This window comes from Gluconacetobacter diazotrophicus PA1 5 (assembly GCF_000067045.1).
Classification (GTDB): domain Bacteria; phylum Pseudomonadota; class Alphaproteobacteria; order Acetobacterales; family Acetobacteraceae; genus Gluconacetobacter; species Gluconacetobacter diazotrophicus.
Window position 1 is genome coordinate 3,772,055 of record NC_010125.1, and the last position, 17,488, is coordinate 3,789,542.

The following is a 17,488-nucleotide window of genomic DNA, read 5'->3' on the forward strand; positions in this document are numbered from 1 at the left end:
GGTGGTTGCAATTGATAGTCGATCGCAATACGGTCGGGTTCTCACGGCGTTGCCCGACCGAGTGTCGATTTCCCAACCCTGTCGCCGTGACAACTCACGCGGCATCGTTCCCCGTGCGGGGACGATGCCGCCTTTCCCTTTCCTGCATGGAGGCCGATCCGACCATGAGCGAAACCACGGGGTGTACGGCCGACTGGCATCTGGCGCATTCCCGCCCGGGCCTGTTCCTGGAGTATTTCGATCCGCGCCGCCCCTTTGCCCTGCGGATCAACACGCTGGTGGGGCGCTTCGGCGATGTGCAGCGCCTATGCGACGGCGGCGAGGCGCGGCCCGAGTTCGTGCGGCTGCGTAATGAGCTGGCGTTCCACCTGGTGAAGATGTCGCGCTGGTGGGCTTCGATTTCTGTCCGCGCGGGGTGACGGGCGTGCGCAACCCGCTGTTCATGGCCTGCGTCAAGGCGCATGTTGAACGATCGGCCGATGACGAGGCGCTGTTCGACCTGTTCACGATGCAGCGCCACATGCATGCCGGGGACCCGGGCCATATCCTGGTCCTGGGGCGCGACCCCGGCGCCGATCCGGCGATCTGCGTCCTGTACGGCGTCGACGGGCAGCGGCATTTCCGCTTCGCCATCGGATCACCCGGGCGGGAGCCGACCTGGAACCGGCAGGACTATCCCGATTTCGCCAGCGCCTGGCTGGCGGCGTGGGCCGTCCATGCCCTGATCCGCGACGACGAGGCGGGCCGGCGGGAGTTCGAGACCGCGCAGCGCGAGCACGATGCCGCGCGGGCCTGGCACCAGCGGCATTTCCACCGCTGCGACGCACGCCCGGCCATCCCGCTCTATGCCGACGCCCACGCGCATCTGTCGGGCTGCCGGTCCGAATTCGGGCGGAGCGAATTCCGCGCCATCGTCAACAAGCTGGCATTCGACATCGCCCGGATGGCGGTGCAACGGCACATGGCGCTGGCGGACGCGATGAAGGAGGGCGACGGGCGGGACATCCATCCCTGCATGGCCAATACGGTCAGGCGGCGCGCCCGGGCCTATGTCGCCACCTGCCTCGATCCCCTCGTCAGGGCCGAGATGGATGCGCTGCTGGACGGCGTGCTGTACCACCGGCCCAGGCGGTGCGTTTGAGAGCCTGGTTGAAAATGCTGGCCGGGTCGGGTGCCCGGGACCCTTCGTGACCCGTCCGCCAGCCTGATCAGGCTTCCTCTCAAGCCGTCCGGGCTGCTGCTGCCCGCGCGGCGTTCTTTTCTTCCTCGGTCCAGACCTTGCGCTCGCGCTTCTTCTGCGGCTTGACTTCCTTGGGCGGCGCGCCGCCCAGCACGGGGGGGCGCATGGTCGAGTTCCGCGCCGCTTCGGAATGCCACGGGTGATCGTCCTGAACGATCAGGGCGCGACCGATTTCCCGCTCCACATCACGCAGCCAGGCGCGCTGCTCGGCATCGCAGAGCGTGATGGCGAAGCCGTTGCGGCCCGCGCGGCCGGTGCGGCCGATGCGGTGGACGTAGCTTTCCGGCAGGCTCGGCAGGTCATGGTTGAAAACATGCGTCACCGTATCGACGTCGATGCCGCGCGCCGCGATATCCGTCGCCACCAGCACCTGCGCGGTTCCGGCGCGGAAGGCGTCCAGCGCGCGCTCCCGCTGGCCCTGCGACTTGTTGCCGTGCAGGGCTTCGGCCGTGATGCCGGCCTCGGTGATGAAGGCGCAGACTTCGTTGGCGATGTTCTTCTGCAGGGTGAAGACCACGGCCTGGCCGATTCCCGGCGTCCGCAGCATGGACAGGAGCGCCGCCTTCTTGTCGGCGGCATCGACGAACATCACCGACTGCTCGATCCGGTCGACGGTGGTCGAGGGCGGGGCGATCTCGACCTTCGCCGGATCGCGCAGCAGGCTTTCGGCCAGCGCGGCGATGGATTTCGGCATCGTTGCCGAAAACAGCACTGTGTGCCGATCCTTCGGCAGCGTCGCGACGATGCGCTCGATCGGCCTGGCGAAGCCCATGTCGAGCATCTGGTCGGCCTCGTCCAGCACCAGTGCCTCGAGTTGCGACAGGTCGCAGAGGCCCTGGTCGATCAGATCCAGCAACCGCCCCGGCGCGGCCACGATGATGTCGACGCCGGCCTTGAGCGCGTTGACCTGATGGAACTGACTGACGCCGCCGAAAATCGTCGTCACGCTGGGCGGCTGATGGCGACCGAAGCTTGTGAAGCCGTCGGCGATCTGGGAGACCAGTTCGCGCGTGGGCGCGAGGACCAGGACGCGGGCGCCGCCCTTGGGCGCCGGGCGGGGGGCCATGGCAAGGCGATGCAGCAGCGGCAGCGCGAAAGCGGCGGTCTTGCCTGTGCCGGTCTGGGCCATGCCCAGCAGGTCGCGGCCTTCCAGCAGCATCGGGATCGACTGGGCCTGGATCGGGGTCGGGTTGGCATACCCTTCCTCGGCCAGTGCGCGCAGCAGGGTCGGCGCCAGGGAGAGGTCGGCAAATGTCATGGACATGGTCAAGCGGCGCCTCCGGCGCTGAGTAAGGCTGCGCCTGGTCGGGCTTCGCTGGTTCGGAACGCGGACCTTTTACGGGTGATGCCGCACCGCGTCAACGCGGAGGGGAGGGGGGGGGGTGGTTTTTCCCTCTGCTAGCGCCCGTCGCAGACCTTGCCCGCTGAACCGCCGGGCCCAGCGTCGGAGCGGGCTGTCATATTCCACGACTGCCTTCGCTCGACACTATTTGTTTGGTCCCGGGATTTGGTGGTGCGGATTATGTATGAACCGTGATGGTTCTTTTTCCCACTGCTGACAAATGAATTCATATGGAGTGAGGCCGCGCAGGGTCTTGAGCCTGCGGGCGAAATTGTAGGCGGTAACGAAGTCGGCGAGGTGTTGACGCAACTGGTCATGTGTTTCGTAGTAGAAGCGCTTGACGGTGGCGTCCTTGATCGTGCGGTTCATCCTCTCGACCTGGCCATTCGTCCAGGGATGTCGCGGCTTTGTCAGTCGATGCTCGATATCGAGATCAGCACAGGCCAGTTCAAAAGAGTGGCACCGGAACAGGACACCATCCGCCCGCATGGCCTTGATGTCTTCGGGTGTCCATCCATTGCCGGCCGGATCGGTAAAATGCGTGCCGTTATCGGTCAGCACGGTATGGATGCGGTAGGGAACCGCAGCGGCCAGAGCACGCAGGAAGTCACCGGCAACGCGACGTGTCGCTTTCTCGTGCAATTGGACAAAAGCGAATTTCGAGGTCCGGTCGATCGCCACCAGAAGATAAAGGCGCCCCATTTCAGTGCGGACTTCAGCAATGTCGATGTGAAAATAGCCGATCGGATAACTCTTGAACTTCGACCGTTTTGGTTTGTCGCCTTCGGTCTCGGGCAGGCGGCTGATCCCATGGCGCTGAAAACAACGGTGCAGGGAAGATCGCGTCAGATGCGGGATCGTCGCCTGAAGCGCATAAAGGCAATCATCAAGAGGCAGCAGGGTATGGCGACGGAAGGCCACAACGATCGCTTCTTCTTCGGTCGACAGGATGGTTGAGGATGCGACCTTCGGACCGGTGCGTCGATCCGACGTATCGGTCCGCCCCTTCCATTTGGCGACCGTCTTCGGGTTGATCCCGTAGCGTTTCGCCAGAACCCTCAGGCTCTCTTGACTATGTTGTATCGCTCGACGGACTGCCGCTGTCGTCGTGGCGCTTCCGTGGTGAACCTGGCCCATAGCGCATCCTTCCACTCATGTGAAAATAATGCACCACCAAATCCCGGGACCAAACATCTAGCCGGTGACTCTGGATTGGTGACCGCCTAATCCCTCGCGTGTTCGATCTCGAAGCTAGCTTTGAGTAAGTCGTGAAAGAAGTCCGGCATACCCCTACGTACATCATCAAGGTTCATCAACGCCGCTCGGTTCTTGATGTGGTAGAATGGAGCAGGTCGGCCTGATGCTTGAATGTCAGTTCGCTCCACCAAAAGGTCGTATTTCGTCATGAAATTCTTCAGAATCGGCCAATTCTCATCGTCGAGGATACGACGAGCCCCCTTTTCATCGCTATCTTTGATCCAGAAAGGTTTGTAACGAGCGACTCTCGCCAGAAGGTCGAAAAGGCCAAAATTGCTGAGTAGATCATTTAGACTATTTCCAGATTGTATGCGCGAAGTATTGTACTTATGGCGCAGCCAATCGAGGATCTCTACAGGATCATAAGTCGTTCTTGTCGGAAGCGACACCACAGTTGGCGGCGGAAAGCTTCGATTGGGAATTGTGCCTTCATCGGAAATGAGCGAGACAATTGCGCAATGTTCATCGAAATTGAGCGCGCGCATGTCCGCGCCGACGGCTGTCAGTTGATTGATCACTACGCCCTCAAGTTGCATGTGAGCCACAGTTTCCGCGAGGAAGACTTCGTCGATCGATAGATCCTGGAGAACTGGGACGCCGGAGGGTGTGTAAACGCAGCATGCGCTCATGACGAGCGATCCGAGATTTTGCCTGGCTCGGTCCTGCTCGCCGAGAATTTTAAGATTCTCCAATGCCCGTTGAACAAACTGGTCAGCCTGCTCGTTATTGATCAGACGAAACGCGTCGGCGAAGGCCTCGAGAAAGTCGGTACCCAGAATATTTCGACGGATAAATTTTGGGACTTCACCTCGGGCGACAGATCGGATCGTTACGCGTGACAGAAAGTAGTTGTATACCTGTTCATGAACGAAATTCTTATAGCCGCGCCGATCGTCATCTTTAAGGAAAGCGAGCACGCCTGATCGATTCCTCAAGATACCGCTGAGACTGATTGGCACAATATCTTCCGCTGACATTTCAGCCAGCCAAGCGACAGTTTCTGAGGGGATGGCGCTTGACTGATTCTCTGCTAGGTCGCGCGCGATCTCCTCCATAACTTGCGTGATGAATTCAGCCCGACTTTCTGTCGTCGTGACTGCCTCAACATCTCGGCCGAACTTCGTCGCCTCTCGTTTTGTCATCGCTAAAATCAGGAAGGACAGGAGATCGCCAATGTCACCATCCTGGATCTGCTGCGCCACCCCATCGCGAGCTAGCTCGGAAAGGAAGAATGGACGAAGGGCGTAGGAATCAGGCTCGAACAACGGATTGACCGCTTCCGAATAGAGTAATTCGTCTGACCAACCCTTGCCAGCCAGCCAAGACCGGGCGGTGTTGGGCCCGATGGGACGCAGCGTATAGGCTTCAAGCTGATCAACCGTTTCGTCGAGTGCAGTAAGAGCCTGTTTGGAAAGTCATGGATGAGCGTTTCTTCGGGTGAGATTGGCGCCCATGGCGACGAAGATCATGGCCTGTGAGACATCGATGCGACGCTCGTAATCGCGCACGAGGCGTCGCCATCGGGTCATCCATCCGAAGGTTCGCTCCACGACCCAGCGCCGGGGGAGAACCTCAAAGCCTTTCGCTCCGTCCCTGCGACGGATCACCTCGACGACGAAGTCCAGGTAGGCAGCCTTGTCCATCAACTGGAGCCGGTCATAGGCACCGTCCGCGAATAGATGCTTGACCCACGGCCAGCGCTTGCGGATCGCGTCCAGGATCATCTGCGCTCCGGCGCTGTCGGAGATGTCCGCCGGCGTCAGGTTGACCATCAGCAGGCGTCCGTCCGTATCCACGGCGATATGCCGCTTGCGCCCGACAATCTTCTTTCCAGCGTCGTAACCTCTTGTTTTCGCGTGCGGCGCCTTGATGCTCTGGCTGTCGATCACTCCGGCCGAAGGGCTGGCTTCACGGCCCGAGCGCTCCCGGTCAAGCATCAGTTCCACATCATGAATGGTCTGGAACAGGAACCGCCGGGCCAATTCCCTGAACCAACCATAGACCGTACGCCAATGCCCGAAATGGATCGGCAGCATTCGCCAGCCGCAGCCGGATCGAACCAGGTAACGAACCGCGTTGATCACCTCGCGGAATTCGATCTCGCGCGGACGCCCCGTGCGTCCCGGCTCGGGCATCAGTGGCGCGATGCGCGCCCATTCCTCCTCCGTCATATCAGACGGATAACGCTTCGTCTTGCGGGTAATCCTGGCCATGCGGCCTCTCTGCTCTGGCGTCCACATCCAGAGCTTGAATCACACTTCAGCGACTTTCCAAACAGGCTCTAAGAGCCTTCTTCATACGTTCACGCCCGATGAACGTTTCCCGCCCTGCGAGAATGACCCGTCCTTGGCCGCGCGCTTCAACGACGAGCTCGTTTACCTGTGCCCACGCCAGATCATAGCCATTCGGGTCGCCCAGCTCGTCAAATCCATCGATCGCAAGGGTGATGAGACCATGCCGGACGAGGATTGGCACTTGGTCGTAGGTTACAGAAAGCCGCAACGTCTGAAGACTGAAAGCCATCAGATCGGTAATGTTTTGCAGCATCCTTCCACGACTTTCCACATGAAGAATAAGTGGACGCTGATCGCGGCGGAAGTTGACTGCTCGATTGTAGGAGAGTGAGCGGATCAGGCTTGTCTTGCCAATGCCCGCTGGTCCGTCAATCAGCAGGACAAGAGTGCGGGGCTCAGTTCCGTCGTCGCTACCCGACGCGAGGGTATCGTCAATGAGGGCAACGCCGCCTTCTTCCTGGCTCTGCGCCAGCATCCCCGCAATCGGAATCGTATCCCCTGCGATACGTTCCTGGAGAAGGGTGCGCTGACTGTCGGCCCATTTTCCAAGGTTGGCCCAGCCCGACGAGGCCAGAAGTGCACGAAAGTTTGCGTGACGACGCTCGTTGGCCTCTATGTTCTCACGGACGCGCCCATCGGCTGCTACGGTAAGTGTTATAGGCTGACCGTCCCGAACAAGCCGGACCACAAGCGAGTCATCGACCTCGACCAACTGCGGCGGAGAGGTACCAAGATCCGCGAACATTGAGAGGTCATTCAATAGGGCTTCGGGCGTCATGATGGCGTATACCTCAATTGATCAAGTTTGAGGAACGGGGTATCGTTTCGGCTCCGAACAAGGATTACTTTTCCTCCTCGTCCTCCACGAATACCTTCGGCGACATACGTTGGCGGGACGAGGTCGTCATCCTCACCGACGAGCATAAGCCAACGATCCGGCTCACGATGGGCAAGATCGACGAATTCGCTCGCAATCGCCGTATCGACCATCTTCTCCTCAATCTCATCTTTGTTGTTGATGTCTTTGCGCACAGTATTAGGGATATGACATCCTAGCCTAGGAAAATAACGAGCTGCAGTCGCCGATGACAATGCGTCACCGAAGTTCAGCACAGAACGGATTACTACATTTGCCTGGCTCGAGAGGGATACAAAGTCTGCCGCCGCGAAAACTTCAGTCATTGCCTTTCGTCGGGGCGTTGCCTCGAAGCCCCGATACCATCCATGATAAAGTCTCAAAGTTACATCGAAGCGTGCGGTATTGTCGACGCCAGTAAGGACTCGGCCAATTGTGCGTCCAACATAACGAAGCGTATGGTAACCGAGGGCCACCGGCGACGCACCGGGGGCAGCACGCGCAGCGTGGATCTGCGAGTTCCAATCTATAAAAGCGGTGACGGTGGTGATCCGCAGGGACTGACTCATAGGGAGAATTTAGCTCGGTTTTGGACCCATGGCTAGGTGTTTGGTCCCGGGATTTGGTGGTGCATTATTTTCACATGAGTGGAAGGATGCGCTATGGGCCAGGTTCACCACGGAAGCGCCACGACGACAGCGGCAGTCCGTCGAGCGATACAACATAGTCAAGAGAGCCTGAGGGTTCTGGCGAAACGCTACGGGATCAACCCGAAGACGGTCGCCAAATGGAAGGGGCGGACCGATACGTCGGATCGACGCACCGGTCCGAAGGTCGCATCCTCAACCATCCTGTCGACCGAAGAAGAAGCGATCGTTGTGGCCTTCCGTCGCCATACCCTGCTGCCTCTTGATGATTGCCTTTATGCGCTTCAGGCGACGATCCCGCATCTGACGCGATCTTCCCTGCACCGTTGTTTTCAGCGCCATGGGATCAGCCGCCTGCCCGAGACCGAAGGCGACAAACCAAGACGGTCGAAGTTCAAGAGTTATCCGATCGGCTATTTTCACATCGACATTGCTGAAGTCCGCACTGAAATGGGGCGCCTTTATCTTCTGGTGGCGATCGACCGGACCTCGAAATTCGCTTTTGTCCAATTGCACGAGAAAGCGACACGTCGCGTTGCCGGTGACTTCCTGCGTGCTCTGGCCGCTGCGGTTCCCTACCGCATCCATACCGTGCTGACCGATAACGGCACGCATTTTACCGATCCGGCCGGCAATGGATGGACACCCGAAGACATCAAGGCCATGCGGGCGGATGGTGTCCTGTTCCGGTGCCACTCTTTTGAACTGGCCTGTGCTGATCTCGATATCGAGCATCGACTGACAAAGCCGCGACATCCCTGGACGAATGGCCAGGTCGAGAGGATGAACCGCACGATCAAGGACGCCACCGTCAAGCGCTTCTACTACGAAACACATGACCAGTTGCGTCAACACCTCGCCGACTTCGTTACCGCCTACAATTTCGCCCGCAGGCTCAAGACCCTGCGCGGCCTCACTCCATATGAATTCATTTGTCAGCAGTGGGAAAAAGAACCATCACGGTTCATACATAATCCGCACCACCAAATCCCGGGACAAAACAGCTAGGGAGGCGGTCGGGAACGGTTAACTGCTGAAGGCCCGTTACAGAAAGTGAAAATGCTCCCTATAATGCTCGTGACCGGCAGCTTTTCTGCTTCAATTCTCGACAGCGACCAAGCTGGTATCGACCTCAAGCTGAAAAGCGGATGTACAGCTGATGTACAGCTTATGTCGGCTTTCGGGCGACCGGTGCATGGGCCTGAATGGCCGACATGAGGCGAAAGCGGCCCGGTTGACCAATGCGGAAAAACTGATCGACAGTCCGGGGTTGAGGAATGGACTTTTCGGCATCAGGCATCAGGCATCAGTAAAATGATTACTCCGAGCGCAGGGAAAAACGGGTGATTTCGGAGGGCTTTCCTAGCCGGAGTGCGAAGCCGGGCCATAGGCCGGTGCCGTTGCTGACGTAGAGGGTCATGGTGCCGAGGGTGTAGCGGCCGGAGACGAAGCCGTTGTTGCCGCGTGCGACGAGGCGGTCGAGGCCCGGGATCATGCCGCCGTGCGTGTGGCCCGACAGTTGAAGGGCGATGCCGCGTTCGGCGGTGGATCGCGCGTGGCGGGGTTGATGATCGAGCAGCACGACCGGGGCGCCCGGGGGGCTGCCTTCGAGCGCCGCGTCGAGGTTCGGGCCGGCATGGCCGTGTCCGGGGGCGGACAGGTCGGTCACGCCGGCGACGACCAGGTGTGTGGTTTCACGTGTGACAACGGCGTGGGTGTTTGCCAGCATGCGCAGGCCCAGATCCGACAGATGGCGCATCCAGTCGGCATAGTCGAAAAAATATTCATGATTGCCGGGGACCGCGAACACGCCGTCCGGGGCGTGCAATCCTTGCAGCGGCGCGATGTCGGTGCGGCGCATGGCCACCGAGCCGTCGATGAAATCGCCCGTCACCACGATCAGGTCCGCCGCGGCGGCGTTGGCCCGTGTCACCACCGCCTGGCTCCAGGCCGTGGGGAAAAGTTTGCTGACATGCAGGTCGCTCAACTGGAGCAGTCGATAGCCTTCGAATGATGGCGGCAGGCCCGCGATCGTGACCGTCACGTCCCTGATCGGGGGGACGCGTACCGCATTGGCGACGCCGATTGCGGCGAGCAGGCCGGCCAGGCCGCCGGCCGCTTCGCGCGCCGCATCGGGAATAGGGACCAGTCGCCATCGCGCCAGCGCCGTGGCCAGGGCGCCGAGATCGAGCGCGATCTGGAACAGGGCCAGGAACAGGATGGCCCCGAAGGCCCAGTTGAACGCGATGACGAGGGGACGGGGGAATTCGGGCGCGAACACGGAGCCCGAGGAAAGCCGGGACCAGAAATGATATTGGGACGCCACGAGCAGCAGAATGGCCGCCGGCACTTTCAGCCATAGCGGAAGCGTCAGCGGCAACAGCCAGTTCAGGATGACGATCAGGCAGGGGAGAGCGAAGATAAGGCGCACCGTCGTCAGGCTCCTTAAAAGGCTGTTTCAAAAATCCTGATGCTGCGCGAGAGCGGCCCTGCCTTTCCTGATACGCGGTATTCCGGCCGCTGTCAGGCGCGGCCGCCTCTGTCGCCCTGGGCGTTGGTCACGCGGTCCGCCAGCCATTCCCGCAGGTCCCGCGCCGTTTCCTCGGTCACGGGGCCGGCGGACAGGATGCTGTACCATCGCACGGCATCGCGGTCGTCCCGGCCGCGCCCTTCCAGCCACCGCGTCAGCGGCCCGTCCTTCAGGTGGAACCCTTCCGCTGGCGGATGGCCGCGCGTGGCCGCCCACAGATAGGCCAGCGCGCCGAGGTCGCTGTGAATCCTGCCGTCTTCCTCCTTCCGATCCTGGTCCGAACGGGTGCGGTACCAGTCCAGGAAATCATCCGCCGGCATCGGCCGGGCGATGCCGAATCCCTGCCCGTAGCGGCAGCCCAGATGGCGCATGGCCTCGATCATGTCGGCGTCTTCCAGGCCTTCCATCACCACCTGGCTGCGCAGGTCGTGGCCCATTTCCCGCAGCGAGCGGATGACGCTGAAGATCTGCAGGGGCACGTCGCGGATATGGCGCAGCAGGCCGCGATCCACCTTGATGCAGTCGAAAGGCGTCGCGGACAGCCGCAGCAGGTTGCTGTGGCCCGCCCCGAGATCGTCGATGGCCATCTGCACGCCCATCGCACGGAAATCCCGCAGCACCGTCCCCTGCCTGTCGGAATCGAGGGCCTGGTTTTCCAGGACTTCCAGCGTCAGCCGGCTGGGCGCGATGTTGTAGCGGTCCAGCATGTCGCCGACCATGCGCAGGATGTTGGCGTTCGACAGGCAGGAGGGCGGCATGTTGACCGACAGTTCGGTGGACATGCCCCTTCCGTCCCACGACTGCAGCCATGCCAGGCCCTGTTCGAGCCCGATCTGGAACAGCCGGTCCAGTTCGTCATGCCCCAGCAGCGTCAGGAAGGTCGCCGGAGGAAGGATCGTGCCGTCGGCGTCCTTCAGCCTGGCCAGCGCCTCGACCTTCAGCAGCCGGCCCGTGCGCAGGTCGATGACGGGCTGCATGAACATATGCAGGCCCCCCGAGAACAGGCGTTCGCGCAGGTGGGACGACCGCTCGGCGGACATGCCCTGCCCGTCCCGCCACAGTCTTTCCCATTTTTCCTGCAATCCAATGGCGAACTTCCGCATCTCGGTCGATTCGAACTGGTTGGGGCAGGCGCCGAACAGGGTCAGCACCAGCGCCGTCGTCCCGTCCTGGCGCCGGACGGGCACGCTCATGGCCGAATGAATCCGCAGATCGGCCATCAGCGTGTGCCACGGCGCCATGGCGTCATCCAGTTCGATGGACGGACAGGTCTGCCGTTCGCCCGTGCGCCAGGCCCGGGCGCCGATGAAGCTGCCCTGGTGCGACCCGGGGTGCGCCCCATGGTGCGCCCCATGATGCGACCGGGCGATCACCGGCCGCGCGTCGCCGCGCAGCAGCGCCTCGTCCAGTGCGGGGGCGCACGGCCCGGCGATGGATTGCGCGACCAGTTCCCCGGCCGCGTTGGGGCGGACCAGAAAGGCCGCCTGGATACCGGGCAGCCTGGCCAGGGCGGCCAGCGCGTCGGCGCTGACCTGGCCCCACGCGCCGCCGGCCCCCTCGTCGGACAGGGACGCGGCATAGGCCTTGTGCACGCCCGTCCCGATCAGGCGCCGCATCCTGCGGTCGTCCCGATAGCGGGCCTCGACGATCTGCTGCACCAGGTAGCGGTCGTCGCCGCTGACGCCGCCGGCCTCCATCTCCGCCAGCAGCAGGCGCAGATAGCCGCTCTGCTCGGCGACGAACACGACCGGATCGACGCCGAACAGCGTATACATCGTGCCCAGCGTGCGCGCGGCCGCCAGCACGTCCTTCCGGCCCGTCGTGGGGGCGACCAGGAATTCCAGATGCTTCGCCTCGCGGTCGTTCAGGCGCTCGTGCTGTTCCTGCGTCAGATTGGCCAGCACCGGCGCGCCGCCGCTCTTCTTCCAGATCGCCGGGATCGCGGCCATGCGAACGCTGTCCGCGATCCGCGCGGCGGCCCTGGCCGCCCGGCCCAGCAGGTCCGCGGCCTTCGTCCCGTAAGGCGCGATCGGGAACAGGTCCGCGGCGGCGTCGTCTTCAAGATCCAGCGCCTCGTCGAGGCCGGCCGCGAAATGCCAGTTGGCCTCGCGCTTGTTCGGGTTCTGCTTGGCCCTGTACATCGCGTTGTCGGCCCGGCGCAGCAATGCCTCCGCCCTGTCGCCGTCCTGCGGAAAGAGCGCGACCCCCATGGTGAGGCCCACCTTGGCGGTCTTCCCGTCGTCCAGGACGAACGGCTCCGCCACGACCGAGGCCAGGCTGTCCAGCGCCGCCGCGGCCTGTTCGTTCGCCGTGGCCGCGTCGAGGTTTTCCAGGACGACCACGAACTCGTCGCCCCCCAGCCGGGCGACATAGCCGGTCTCGCGCAGGGCCTCCCACAGCCTCCGGCTGAGTTCGGCCAGCACCTTGTCCCCGGCCGCGTGGCCGTAGGTATCGTTGACGGCCTTGAAGCCGTCCAGGTCCATCAGCCCGATCGCCATGGACATGCCGCGCTCGGTGGCCCGTTCCTGCGCCTTGGGCAGGTATTCCTCCAGCGCCAGCCGGTTGGGCAGCGCGGTCAGCGCGTCGCGCCGGGCGAGCCGGGCTTCCTCGTGCCGCAGTTTTTCCAGGTTGCGGCTGGTGTCCAGCCGGTCCAGGCTCTGGCCCATCAGGTCCGCCACCCGCCGGCACAGCGTGATGCTCTTGTCGTCGAAGCCGCCGATCCGCTGCGTCGTGAAGGCCAGGACGGCCCAGATCTGGCCGCCCCGCAGCACCGGGACCGACAGCACGCCGCGCCATCGGTAGTCCGCGATCTGCCAGTAGCCCTGGACCGCGGCAAGGTCGGTCGCCGGATCGTTCGTATAGACCAGGTCCTCCTCCCGCCAGGACCGGACCGTCATCGGCAGGGTGTCGGCGTCCATATCGATTTGCCATTTCAGCCGGTGATGACGTCCCCGCCCTTGCCCGCATGGGCCCGCACGCGTATCCGGCCGGACAGGTCGGGCTGCGCCAGCCAGACGGCGTTGAACAGCGTGCCGTCGACCAGCGTGTCGCATACGGCGCGGCATTTTTCGGCCTCGTCCTCGGCGGCGAGCATGGCGGACACGGCGTTGATCAGCGCGCGATACAGGCGTTGCGTCTCCTCGCGCGCGGTCACGTTCTCGATGGTCCAGACCGAATCCGTGCCCGGCGGGTCGTCCAGCATCACGGCGGACAGGTCGGCGATCACGTCCTGCCCGTCCGGCCCGGGCAGATGCACGCCGGACAGCCTGGCCTGGCCGGTGTCGCGCAGTTGCGCCTGCGCCCGCTCCAGTTGCGGACCATGGGTCCTGTCGGCCAGGATCGCGTCCGCCGGGGCGTTGTGCAGGTCGTTCGGCGTGCAGCCCACCAGGGCGGCGGCGAAGGCGTTCGCACGGTGGATGCGCGTGTCGCGCAGCAGCACGATCCCCACCTGCGACCGGTCGATCTGGGCCGCGCGCGACCGCAGTTCGTCCTGTGTCCTGAGTGCGCGCGACAGGCCGGCCACCGCGTCCAGCAGGATCGTCCTGACCGCGGGATCGAACGTATCGTCCTGCGCGTCATAGACGCCGAACACGGCCCAGACCCTGCCGGCGCGCCAGAGCGGCAGCGCCGCGCAGGACCGCACGTCCAGCTTGCGCATCCGGGCCTGCCAGGGCCGCAGATCGTCCTCCTGCGCGATATCGGCACAGAAGACCGGTTGCCTGTCATGCCAGGCGCGCCCGACATGGCCGTGACGCGCCGGCATGTCGGGGCTGGCCGAGAAAGCGGGATCGTGCAGTTGCGGAACCGGCCCGCTATACGCCAGCGGATGGAAATCCCCCCCGGCGTCCGGCCGGGCGACGAAGGCGGCCCGCAGGCGCGCGGTCCGGGTCGCGGCCTCGCATGCCGCGTGCAGCAGGGCGGTTTCGTCCATGGCGGGATCGAACGCCATGCCGACGCGTGCCAGGAAGGCGTTGAAGCCGTTCAGCCGCTCCAGCCGTTGCAACCGCTTGCGCTGCCCGTTGTCCCGCGCGCCTTCCGCCAGCGTGGCAAGGTGGCGCGAAGCGGGTAGCAGGGGACGCGGCACACGCATCAGAGCCCGATCCGAAAGTTTTTGAACAATACCAGCCTGTTGTGATTCATCCGTCTTTGCGAAGAGATGGAGTGAATGGTGACATGGACTGGTATTGCCCGACGTGAACATAGCCGGGAAGGGTTGCGATATCCATCGGATATGACGGACGGGGAGTGGGCTTTGATCATGCCATTTGTACCCCCGGCGAAACGGGGCGGTCGCCCCCGCACTACGGATATGCGCGAGGTGGTCAACGCGATGCTCTACATAGCCTCGGCCGGGTGTGCGTGGCGCCTGCTGCCGAAATGCTTTCCGCCGGTCTCGACCGTCAGGCGCTATTTTTACGCCTGGCGTGGTGCCGGAGTGTTCGAAGTCATGAATACGGTGCTGGTCATGAGCCTGCGCGAGATCGAGGGGCGTGAAGCCTCTCCGAGCGCGGGCGTGATTGACAGCCAGTCGGTGAAAACCACGGAAAGTGGCGGGCTTTCGGGCTATGACGCGGGGAAGAAGGTCAAGGGCCGCAAGCGCCATATTGTGACGGATACCTGCGGCTTCCTGATCTTTCTCCTCGTTCATGCCGCCGACATCCAGGACCGTGATGGGGCTGTTGATGTCCTGGCAGCGATACGCAGGCGCTTTCCCTGGCTGCGCCACATCTTCGCTGATGGCGGCTATGCTGGCGACAAATTGCGATCCGCGCTCGCCTCCATGGGAAAATGGACCCTTGAAATCATCAGGCGGTCCGATACGGCGAAGGGCTTTCAGATCCTGCCGCGCCGCTGGGTGGTTGAACGGACATTCGCATGGCTGGGACGGTGCAGGCGGCTCGCCAAAGACTGGGAACAATCCATTGCTTCCTCAACCGCATGGACATTGATCGCCTCGATCCGAATGCTCACACGACGGACAGCAAGGCATTGTCACGGTTGAAGAACTTTCGGATCGGGCTCTCAGGTCGTTCCAGTCTTCAAGAAAAAATTAAATATATTGCTTATTATACTGGAAAGCGGGCCCCGTTCCAGATTGATATCTGTGATATTTCTGGCTGGTTCAATACAGTGGGCCGAAGCCCGATCCGGGCGATTTTCCGCATGGTTCAGCGAATGCGGGCCATGGCCGGCCGGGCGTGCGGGCACGGAATTGTTATTTCGTCATTTCGGGGGGAGAACTATCGCGCCGGCGGCGTGGCTGCATCTGTCGGGTCGCATGCGGGCCCGGCACCTTTATGGGGGGGCGCCTTTACGGGGCGGCGGGGGCCGTTTCGGCAGGGCCGCGCAGAGGAGCGCGGCCGCCAGCGCGTCCAGGCCGAGTTGGCCGATCCAGGCGGTCAGCGTGCGCGCCGGGTCCCCGCCGCACGCGATCAGGGCGGCGTCGGTGCACAGGAGCAGGAGGCCGGCGGCGCGCAGCCGATGGGGGCGCCGGTCGCGGGGGGTGGCGCCCCAGAGCGTGGCGGCCTGTCTGGGCGTGCCGGCGGCCAGCAGCAGGACGGCGACGAAGCCGAGGATCGTGATCACGGGGGTCATGGCCGTGGGGCCGAGCGCCATGCGGCCCAGCCGAAGCCCGCCGCCAGGGCGAGGGCGACCAGGGTGACGCCTGTCGTGACGGGGGTGGGATGGCCCGTCAGGCTGCCGGCGGCCGCGACGGCCAGGCAGCACAGGGTGGACAGGCCCAGCATTTCCCCCCAGCCGCGCGCGGGGGGGCGGAGCGCCGCGAGGACCAGCATCGCGGCCCAGGTCAGGAATACCGCCCGGACTTCCATGCGGGATCGGCCGGCGAGGTCCGGCGGCAGGAGGCGGTTGGCCAGGAAATAGGCCGAGAAGGCGACGGGGGTGCCGGCGATGAAGCCGACATTCAGCCGTTCGACCAGCGCGGTGCCGAAGCCGGGCGCGCGGCGGTGGCGCTTGATCGTCCACAGCCGCAGGCCGGTGCCGATCAGGCCCGCCAGCATCAGGCCCGAGAGGAAATAGAGCCAGCGCGTGACGCCCGGCGCGAAGCGGGCGACGTGCAGGCCGTAGAGGAAGCGGAACAGGCCGAGGGCCGGCCGGGTTTCCGCCTGGTCGGCCAGGACCCGGCCGGTGGGGCCGTCGAAGCTGATCACGTGGCGTTCGACGCCGATCCCGCTGTCCGTGCCCGCCACCATGATCACGACCGAGGCCGCGTCGGCCGGATTCAGGACCGTCACCCGCGCGATGCCCGCGCCGCCGAACCGCTGTTGCGCCGCGCGCAGCATCGGCCCGATCGGGGCCAGGGTTGCCGGCCGGTTGCCGGCCGGTCGGTCGACCGTGCCCGGGTTCAGGTCGCGCTGCACCGCCGCCTGGTCGGCGTGGTAGAGCGCCTGCGTCCCCCACGGCATCAGCAGCGTGGCCAGGGTGACGGCCCCGGTGAAGGCGATCATCAGGTGGAAGGGCAGGGCGGCGACGCCGAGCAGGTTGTGGGCGTCCAGCCAGCTCCGCTGGCCCTTGCCGGGCCGGAAGGTGAAGAAATCGGCGAAGAGGCGGCGATGCGCCACGATCCCGGTCAGCAGCACCAGCACCAGGGCCATGGCGGCCACCGCCGCCAGCAGGCGGCCCCACGGGTAGGGCAACTGAAGCTCGAAATGGAAGCGGTAGAAGAATTCGCCGCCCAGCGTGTCGCGGATGGCCGCCGGGCTGCCGGTGCGCGGGTCCAGCGCGCGCTGCACGAACCCGCCATCGGCGGCCCAGACGGCCTGGGTCCAGGCGGCGCGGGGGCCGGCGGGTTCCAGGAACCAGGCCGGCGCGCGCGCGGCGTGGACCGACAGCCACCCGACGGCGGCGTCGGTCGCGGTGACGGGATCGGCGGTGCGCCCCGCCAGTTCCGGCCGCATCCAGGCGCTGATTTCCGGCCGGAAGACGCTGAGCGTGCCCGACAGGACGATCGCGAACAGCAGCCACCCCGCGACCAGGCCCGACCAGGTGTGCAGCCAGGTCATGGAAGCGCGGAAATCGGGCTTCACGGCCGCCACCCGGCACCCATCGCGGCCGCCAGCAGCACGATCGCGGTGCCGCCGAGGCCCGCCCACGCCCGCGTGGCGCTGCCGGCGTGAAAGCAGGCCATCACGATGGCGGGCCAGGCCAGCAGGGCCGCCAGCGTGCCCGCGACCGAAGCCTGCGCCCGGTCGGCCGGCCACCAGCAGGCCACGGCCACGGCGACCAGCGCCGCCACGCCGTAGCCGCCGGCCGTGCCGGCCGCGATCCGCGCCGCGATCGAGATCCGCCGGTTCATCGCGTCC

At 64.1% G+C, this 17,488-nt stretch carries 16 protein-coding genes; 4 read left to right on the forward strand and 12 right to left on the reverse strand.

Annotated features, from left to right (window positions below; translation table 11 throughout):
* The first annotated feature begins 164 nt into the window (after window positions 1–164).
* Window positions 165–419 (forward strand): hypothetical protein, encoded by a 255-nt coding sequence (locus tag GDI_RS20420; protein WP_231854162.1) that lies wholly within the window; start codon window positions 165–167, stop codon window positions 417–419.
* Window positions 389–1,141, forward strand: coding sequence for a hypothetical protein (locus GDI_RS17495; protein ID WP_012228399.1), 753 nt, complete (start codon window positions 389–391; stop codon window positions 1,139–1,141). Before GDI_RS20420 ends, GDI_RS17495 begins: the two co-directional genes overlap by 31 nt.
* A gap of 79 nt (window positions 1,142–1,220) precedes the next feature.
* On the opposite strand, the gene GDI_RS17500 is transcribed toward GDI_RS17495, so the two are convergent.
* The 6 genes from GDI_RS17500 to GDI_RS19895 form a co-directional block, all read right to left on the reverse strand.
* Window positions 1,221–2,504 carry a DEAD/DEAH box helicase gene (locus GDI_RS17500; protein ID WP_041249587.1) on the reverse strand — a complete coding sequence of 428 codons (1,284 nt, stop codon included), beginning with the start codon at window positions 2,502–2,504 and terminating at the stop codon, window positions 1,221–1,223.
* 222 nt (window positions 2,505–2,726) lie between these two features.
* A complete protein-coding gene (locus tag GDI_RS17505) occupies window positions 2,727–3,719 on the reverse strand; it encodes an IS481-like element ISGdi9 family transposase (RefSeq protein ID WP_041249588.1) in 993 nt (330 codons plus the stop codon).
* A gap of 86 nt (window positions 3,720–3,805) precedes the next feature.
* A complete protein-coding gene (locus tag GDI_RS17510; RefSeq protein ID WP_012228402.1) occupies window positions 3,806–5,104 on the reverse strand; it encodes a hypothetical protein in 1,299 nt (432 codons plus the stop codon).
* A 150-nt stretch (window positions 5,105–5,254) separates the two neighbouring features.
* Entirely contained in the window at window positions 5,255–6,079 is an 825-nt protein-coding gene (locus GDI_RS17515; protein WP_012553437.1) for an IS5-like element ISGdi2 family transposase, read from the reverse strand.
* 19 nt (window positions 6,080–6,098) lie between these two features.
* Window positions 6,099–6,911: an NACHT domain-containing protein gene (locus GDI_RS17520; RefSeq protein WP_012228403.1), complete on the reverse strand. Its 813-nt coding sequence runs from the start codon at window positions 6,909–6,911 to the stop codon at window positions 6,099–6,101.
* On the reverse strand, window positions 6,908–7,558 hold the full coding sequence (locus GDI_RS19895) for a PIN domain-containing protein (RefSeq protein ID WP_012228404.1): 651 nt from the start codon (window positions 7,556–7,558) through the stop codon (window positions 6,908–6,910). The genes GDI_RS17520 and GDI_RS19895 overlap by 4 nt, the downstream gene beginning before the upstream one ends.
* A 93-nt stretch (window positions 7,559–7,651) precedes the next feature.
* On the opposite strand from GDI_RS19895, the gene GDI_RS17530 reads away from it, so the two are divergent.
* The gene (locus GDI_RS17530) at window positions 7,652–8,644 is read left to right on the forward strand and encodes an IS481-like element ISGdi9 family transposase (protein ID WP_012228405.1); all 993 of its coding nucleotides are present in this window, start codon (window positions 7,652–7,654) and stop codon (window positions 8,642–8,644) included.
* A 310-nt stretch (window positions 8,645–8,954) separates the two neighbouring features.
* Here GDI_RS17530 and GDI_RS17535 read toward each other — a convergent pair whose 3' ends face one another.
* The 3 genes from GDI_RS17535 to GDI_RS17545 form a co-directional block, all read right to left on the reverse strand.
* Window positions 8,955–10,067, reverse strand: a complete 1,113-nt coding sequence (locus tag GDI_RS17535) for a metallophosphoesterase (RefSeq protein ID WP_012228409.1) — start codon at window positions 10,065–10,067, stop codon at window positions 8,955–8,957.
* Window positions 10,068–10,159: 92 nt separating this feature from the next.
* Complete coding sequence (locus GDI_RS17540; protein ID WP_012228411.1) at window positions 10,160–13,084, reverse strand: EAL domain-containing protein; 2,925 nt, start codon at window positions 13,082–13,084, stop codon at window positions 10,160–10,162.
* A gap of 14 nt (window positions 13,085–13,098) precedes the next feature.
* A complete protein-coding gene (locus GDI_RS17545; protein ID WP_012228416.1) occupies window positions 13,099–14,256 on the reverse strand; it encodes a GAF domain-containing protein in 1,158 nt (385 codons plus the stop codon).
* A 75-nt stretch (window positions 14,257–14,331) separates the two neighbouring features.
* Between GDI_RS17545 and GDI_RS17550 the strand changes: the two genes are divergently transcribed.
* A complete protein-coding gene (locus GDI_RS17550) occupies window positions 14,332–15,168 on the forward strand; it encodes an IS5-like element ISGdi1 family transposase (RefSeq protein WP_012222260.1) in 837 nt (278 codons plus the stop codon).
* Window positions 15,169–15,461: 293 nt separating this feature from the next.
* Here GDI_RS17550 and GDI_RS17555 read toward each other — a convergent pair whose 3' ends face one another.
* Genes GDI_RS17555 through GDI_RS17565 form a run of 3 tightly spaced genes read right to left on the reverse strand, consistent with a single transcriptional unit; the run spans window position 15,462 to window position 17,481 of the window.
* Complete coding sequence (locus GDI_RS17555) at window positions 15,462–15,782, reverse strand: DUF3325 family protein (RefSeq protein ID WP_012228417.1); 321 nt, start codon at window positions 15,780–15,782, stop codon at window positions 15,462–15,464.
* A complete protein-coding gene (locus GDI_RS17560) occupies window positions 15,758–17,188 on the reverse strand; it encodes a PepSY-associated TM helix domain-containing protein (RefSeq protein ID WP_012228418.1) in 1,431 nt (476 codons plus the stop codon). The genes GDI_RS17555 and GDI_RS17560 overlap by 25 nt, the downstream gene beginning before the upstream one ends.
* 20 nt (window positions 17,189–17,208) lie before the next feature.
* Window positions 17,209–17,481, reverse strand: a complete 273-nt coding sequence (locus GDI_RS17565) for a hypothetical protein (protein ID WP_012228420.1) — start codon at window positions 17,479–17,481, stop codon at window positions 17,209–17,211.
* Window positions 17,482–17,488 lie beyond the last annotated feature (7 nt).

Bases quoted from the DNA above. Each gene is read 5' to 3' on its own strand.
- GDI_RS20420 (WP_231854162.1), top strand. From the start codon at position 165: ATGAGCGAAACCACGGGGTGTACGGCCGACTGGCATCTGGCGCATTCC.
- GDI_RS17500 (WP_041249587.1), bottom strand. From the start codon at position 2,504: ATGTCCATGACATTTGCCGACCTCTCCCTGGCGCCGACCCTGCTGCGC.
- GDI_RS17505 (WP_041249588.1), bottom strand. From the start codon at position 3,719: ATGGGCCAGGTTCACCACGGAAGCGCCACGACGACAGCGGCAGTCCGT.
- GDI_RS17515 (WP_012553437.1), bottom strand. From the start codon at position 6,079: ATGTGGACGCCAGAGCAGAGAGGCCGCATGGCCAGGATTACCCGCAAG.
- GDI_RS17520 (WP_012228403.1), bottom strand. From the start codon at position 6,911: ATGACGCCCGAAGCCCTATTGAATGACCTCTCAATGTTCGCGGATCTT.
- GDI_RS19895 (WP_012228404.1), bottom strand. From the start codon at position 7,558: ATGAGTCAGTCCCTGCGGATCACCACCGTCACCGCTTTTATAGATTGG.
- GDI_RS17530 (WP_012228405.1), top strand. From the start codon at position 7,652: ATGGGCCAGGTTCACCACGGAAGCGCCACGACGACAGCGGCAGTCCGT.
- GDI_RS17540 (WP_012228411.1), bottom strand. From the start codon at position 13,084: ATGGACGCCGACACCCTGCCGATGACGGTCCGGTCCTGGCGGGAGGAG.
- GDI_RS17545 (WP_012228416.1), bottom strand. From the start codon at position 14,256: ATGCGTGTGCCGCGTCCCCTGCTACCCGCTTCGCGCCACCTTGCCACG.
- GDI_RS17550 (WP_012222260.1), top strand. From the start codon at position 14,332: ATGGTGACATGGACTGGTATTGCCCGACGTGAACATAGCCGGGAAGGG.
- GDI_RS17555 (WP_012228417.1), bottom strand. From the start codon at position 15,782: ATGGCGCTCGGCCCCACGGCCATGACCCCCGTGATCACGATCCTCGGC.
- GDI_RS17560 (WP_012228418.1), bottom strand. From the start codon at position 17,188: ATGACCTGGCTGCACACCTGGTCGGGCCTGGTCGCGGGGTGGCTGCTG.
- GDI_RS17565 (WP_012228420.1), bottom strand. From the start codon at position 17,481: ATGAACCGGCGGATCTCGATCGCGGCGCGGATCGCGGCCGGCACGGCC.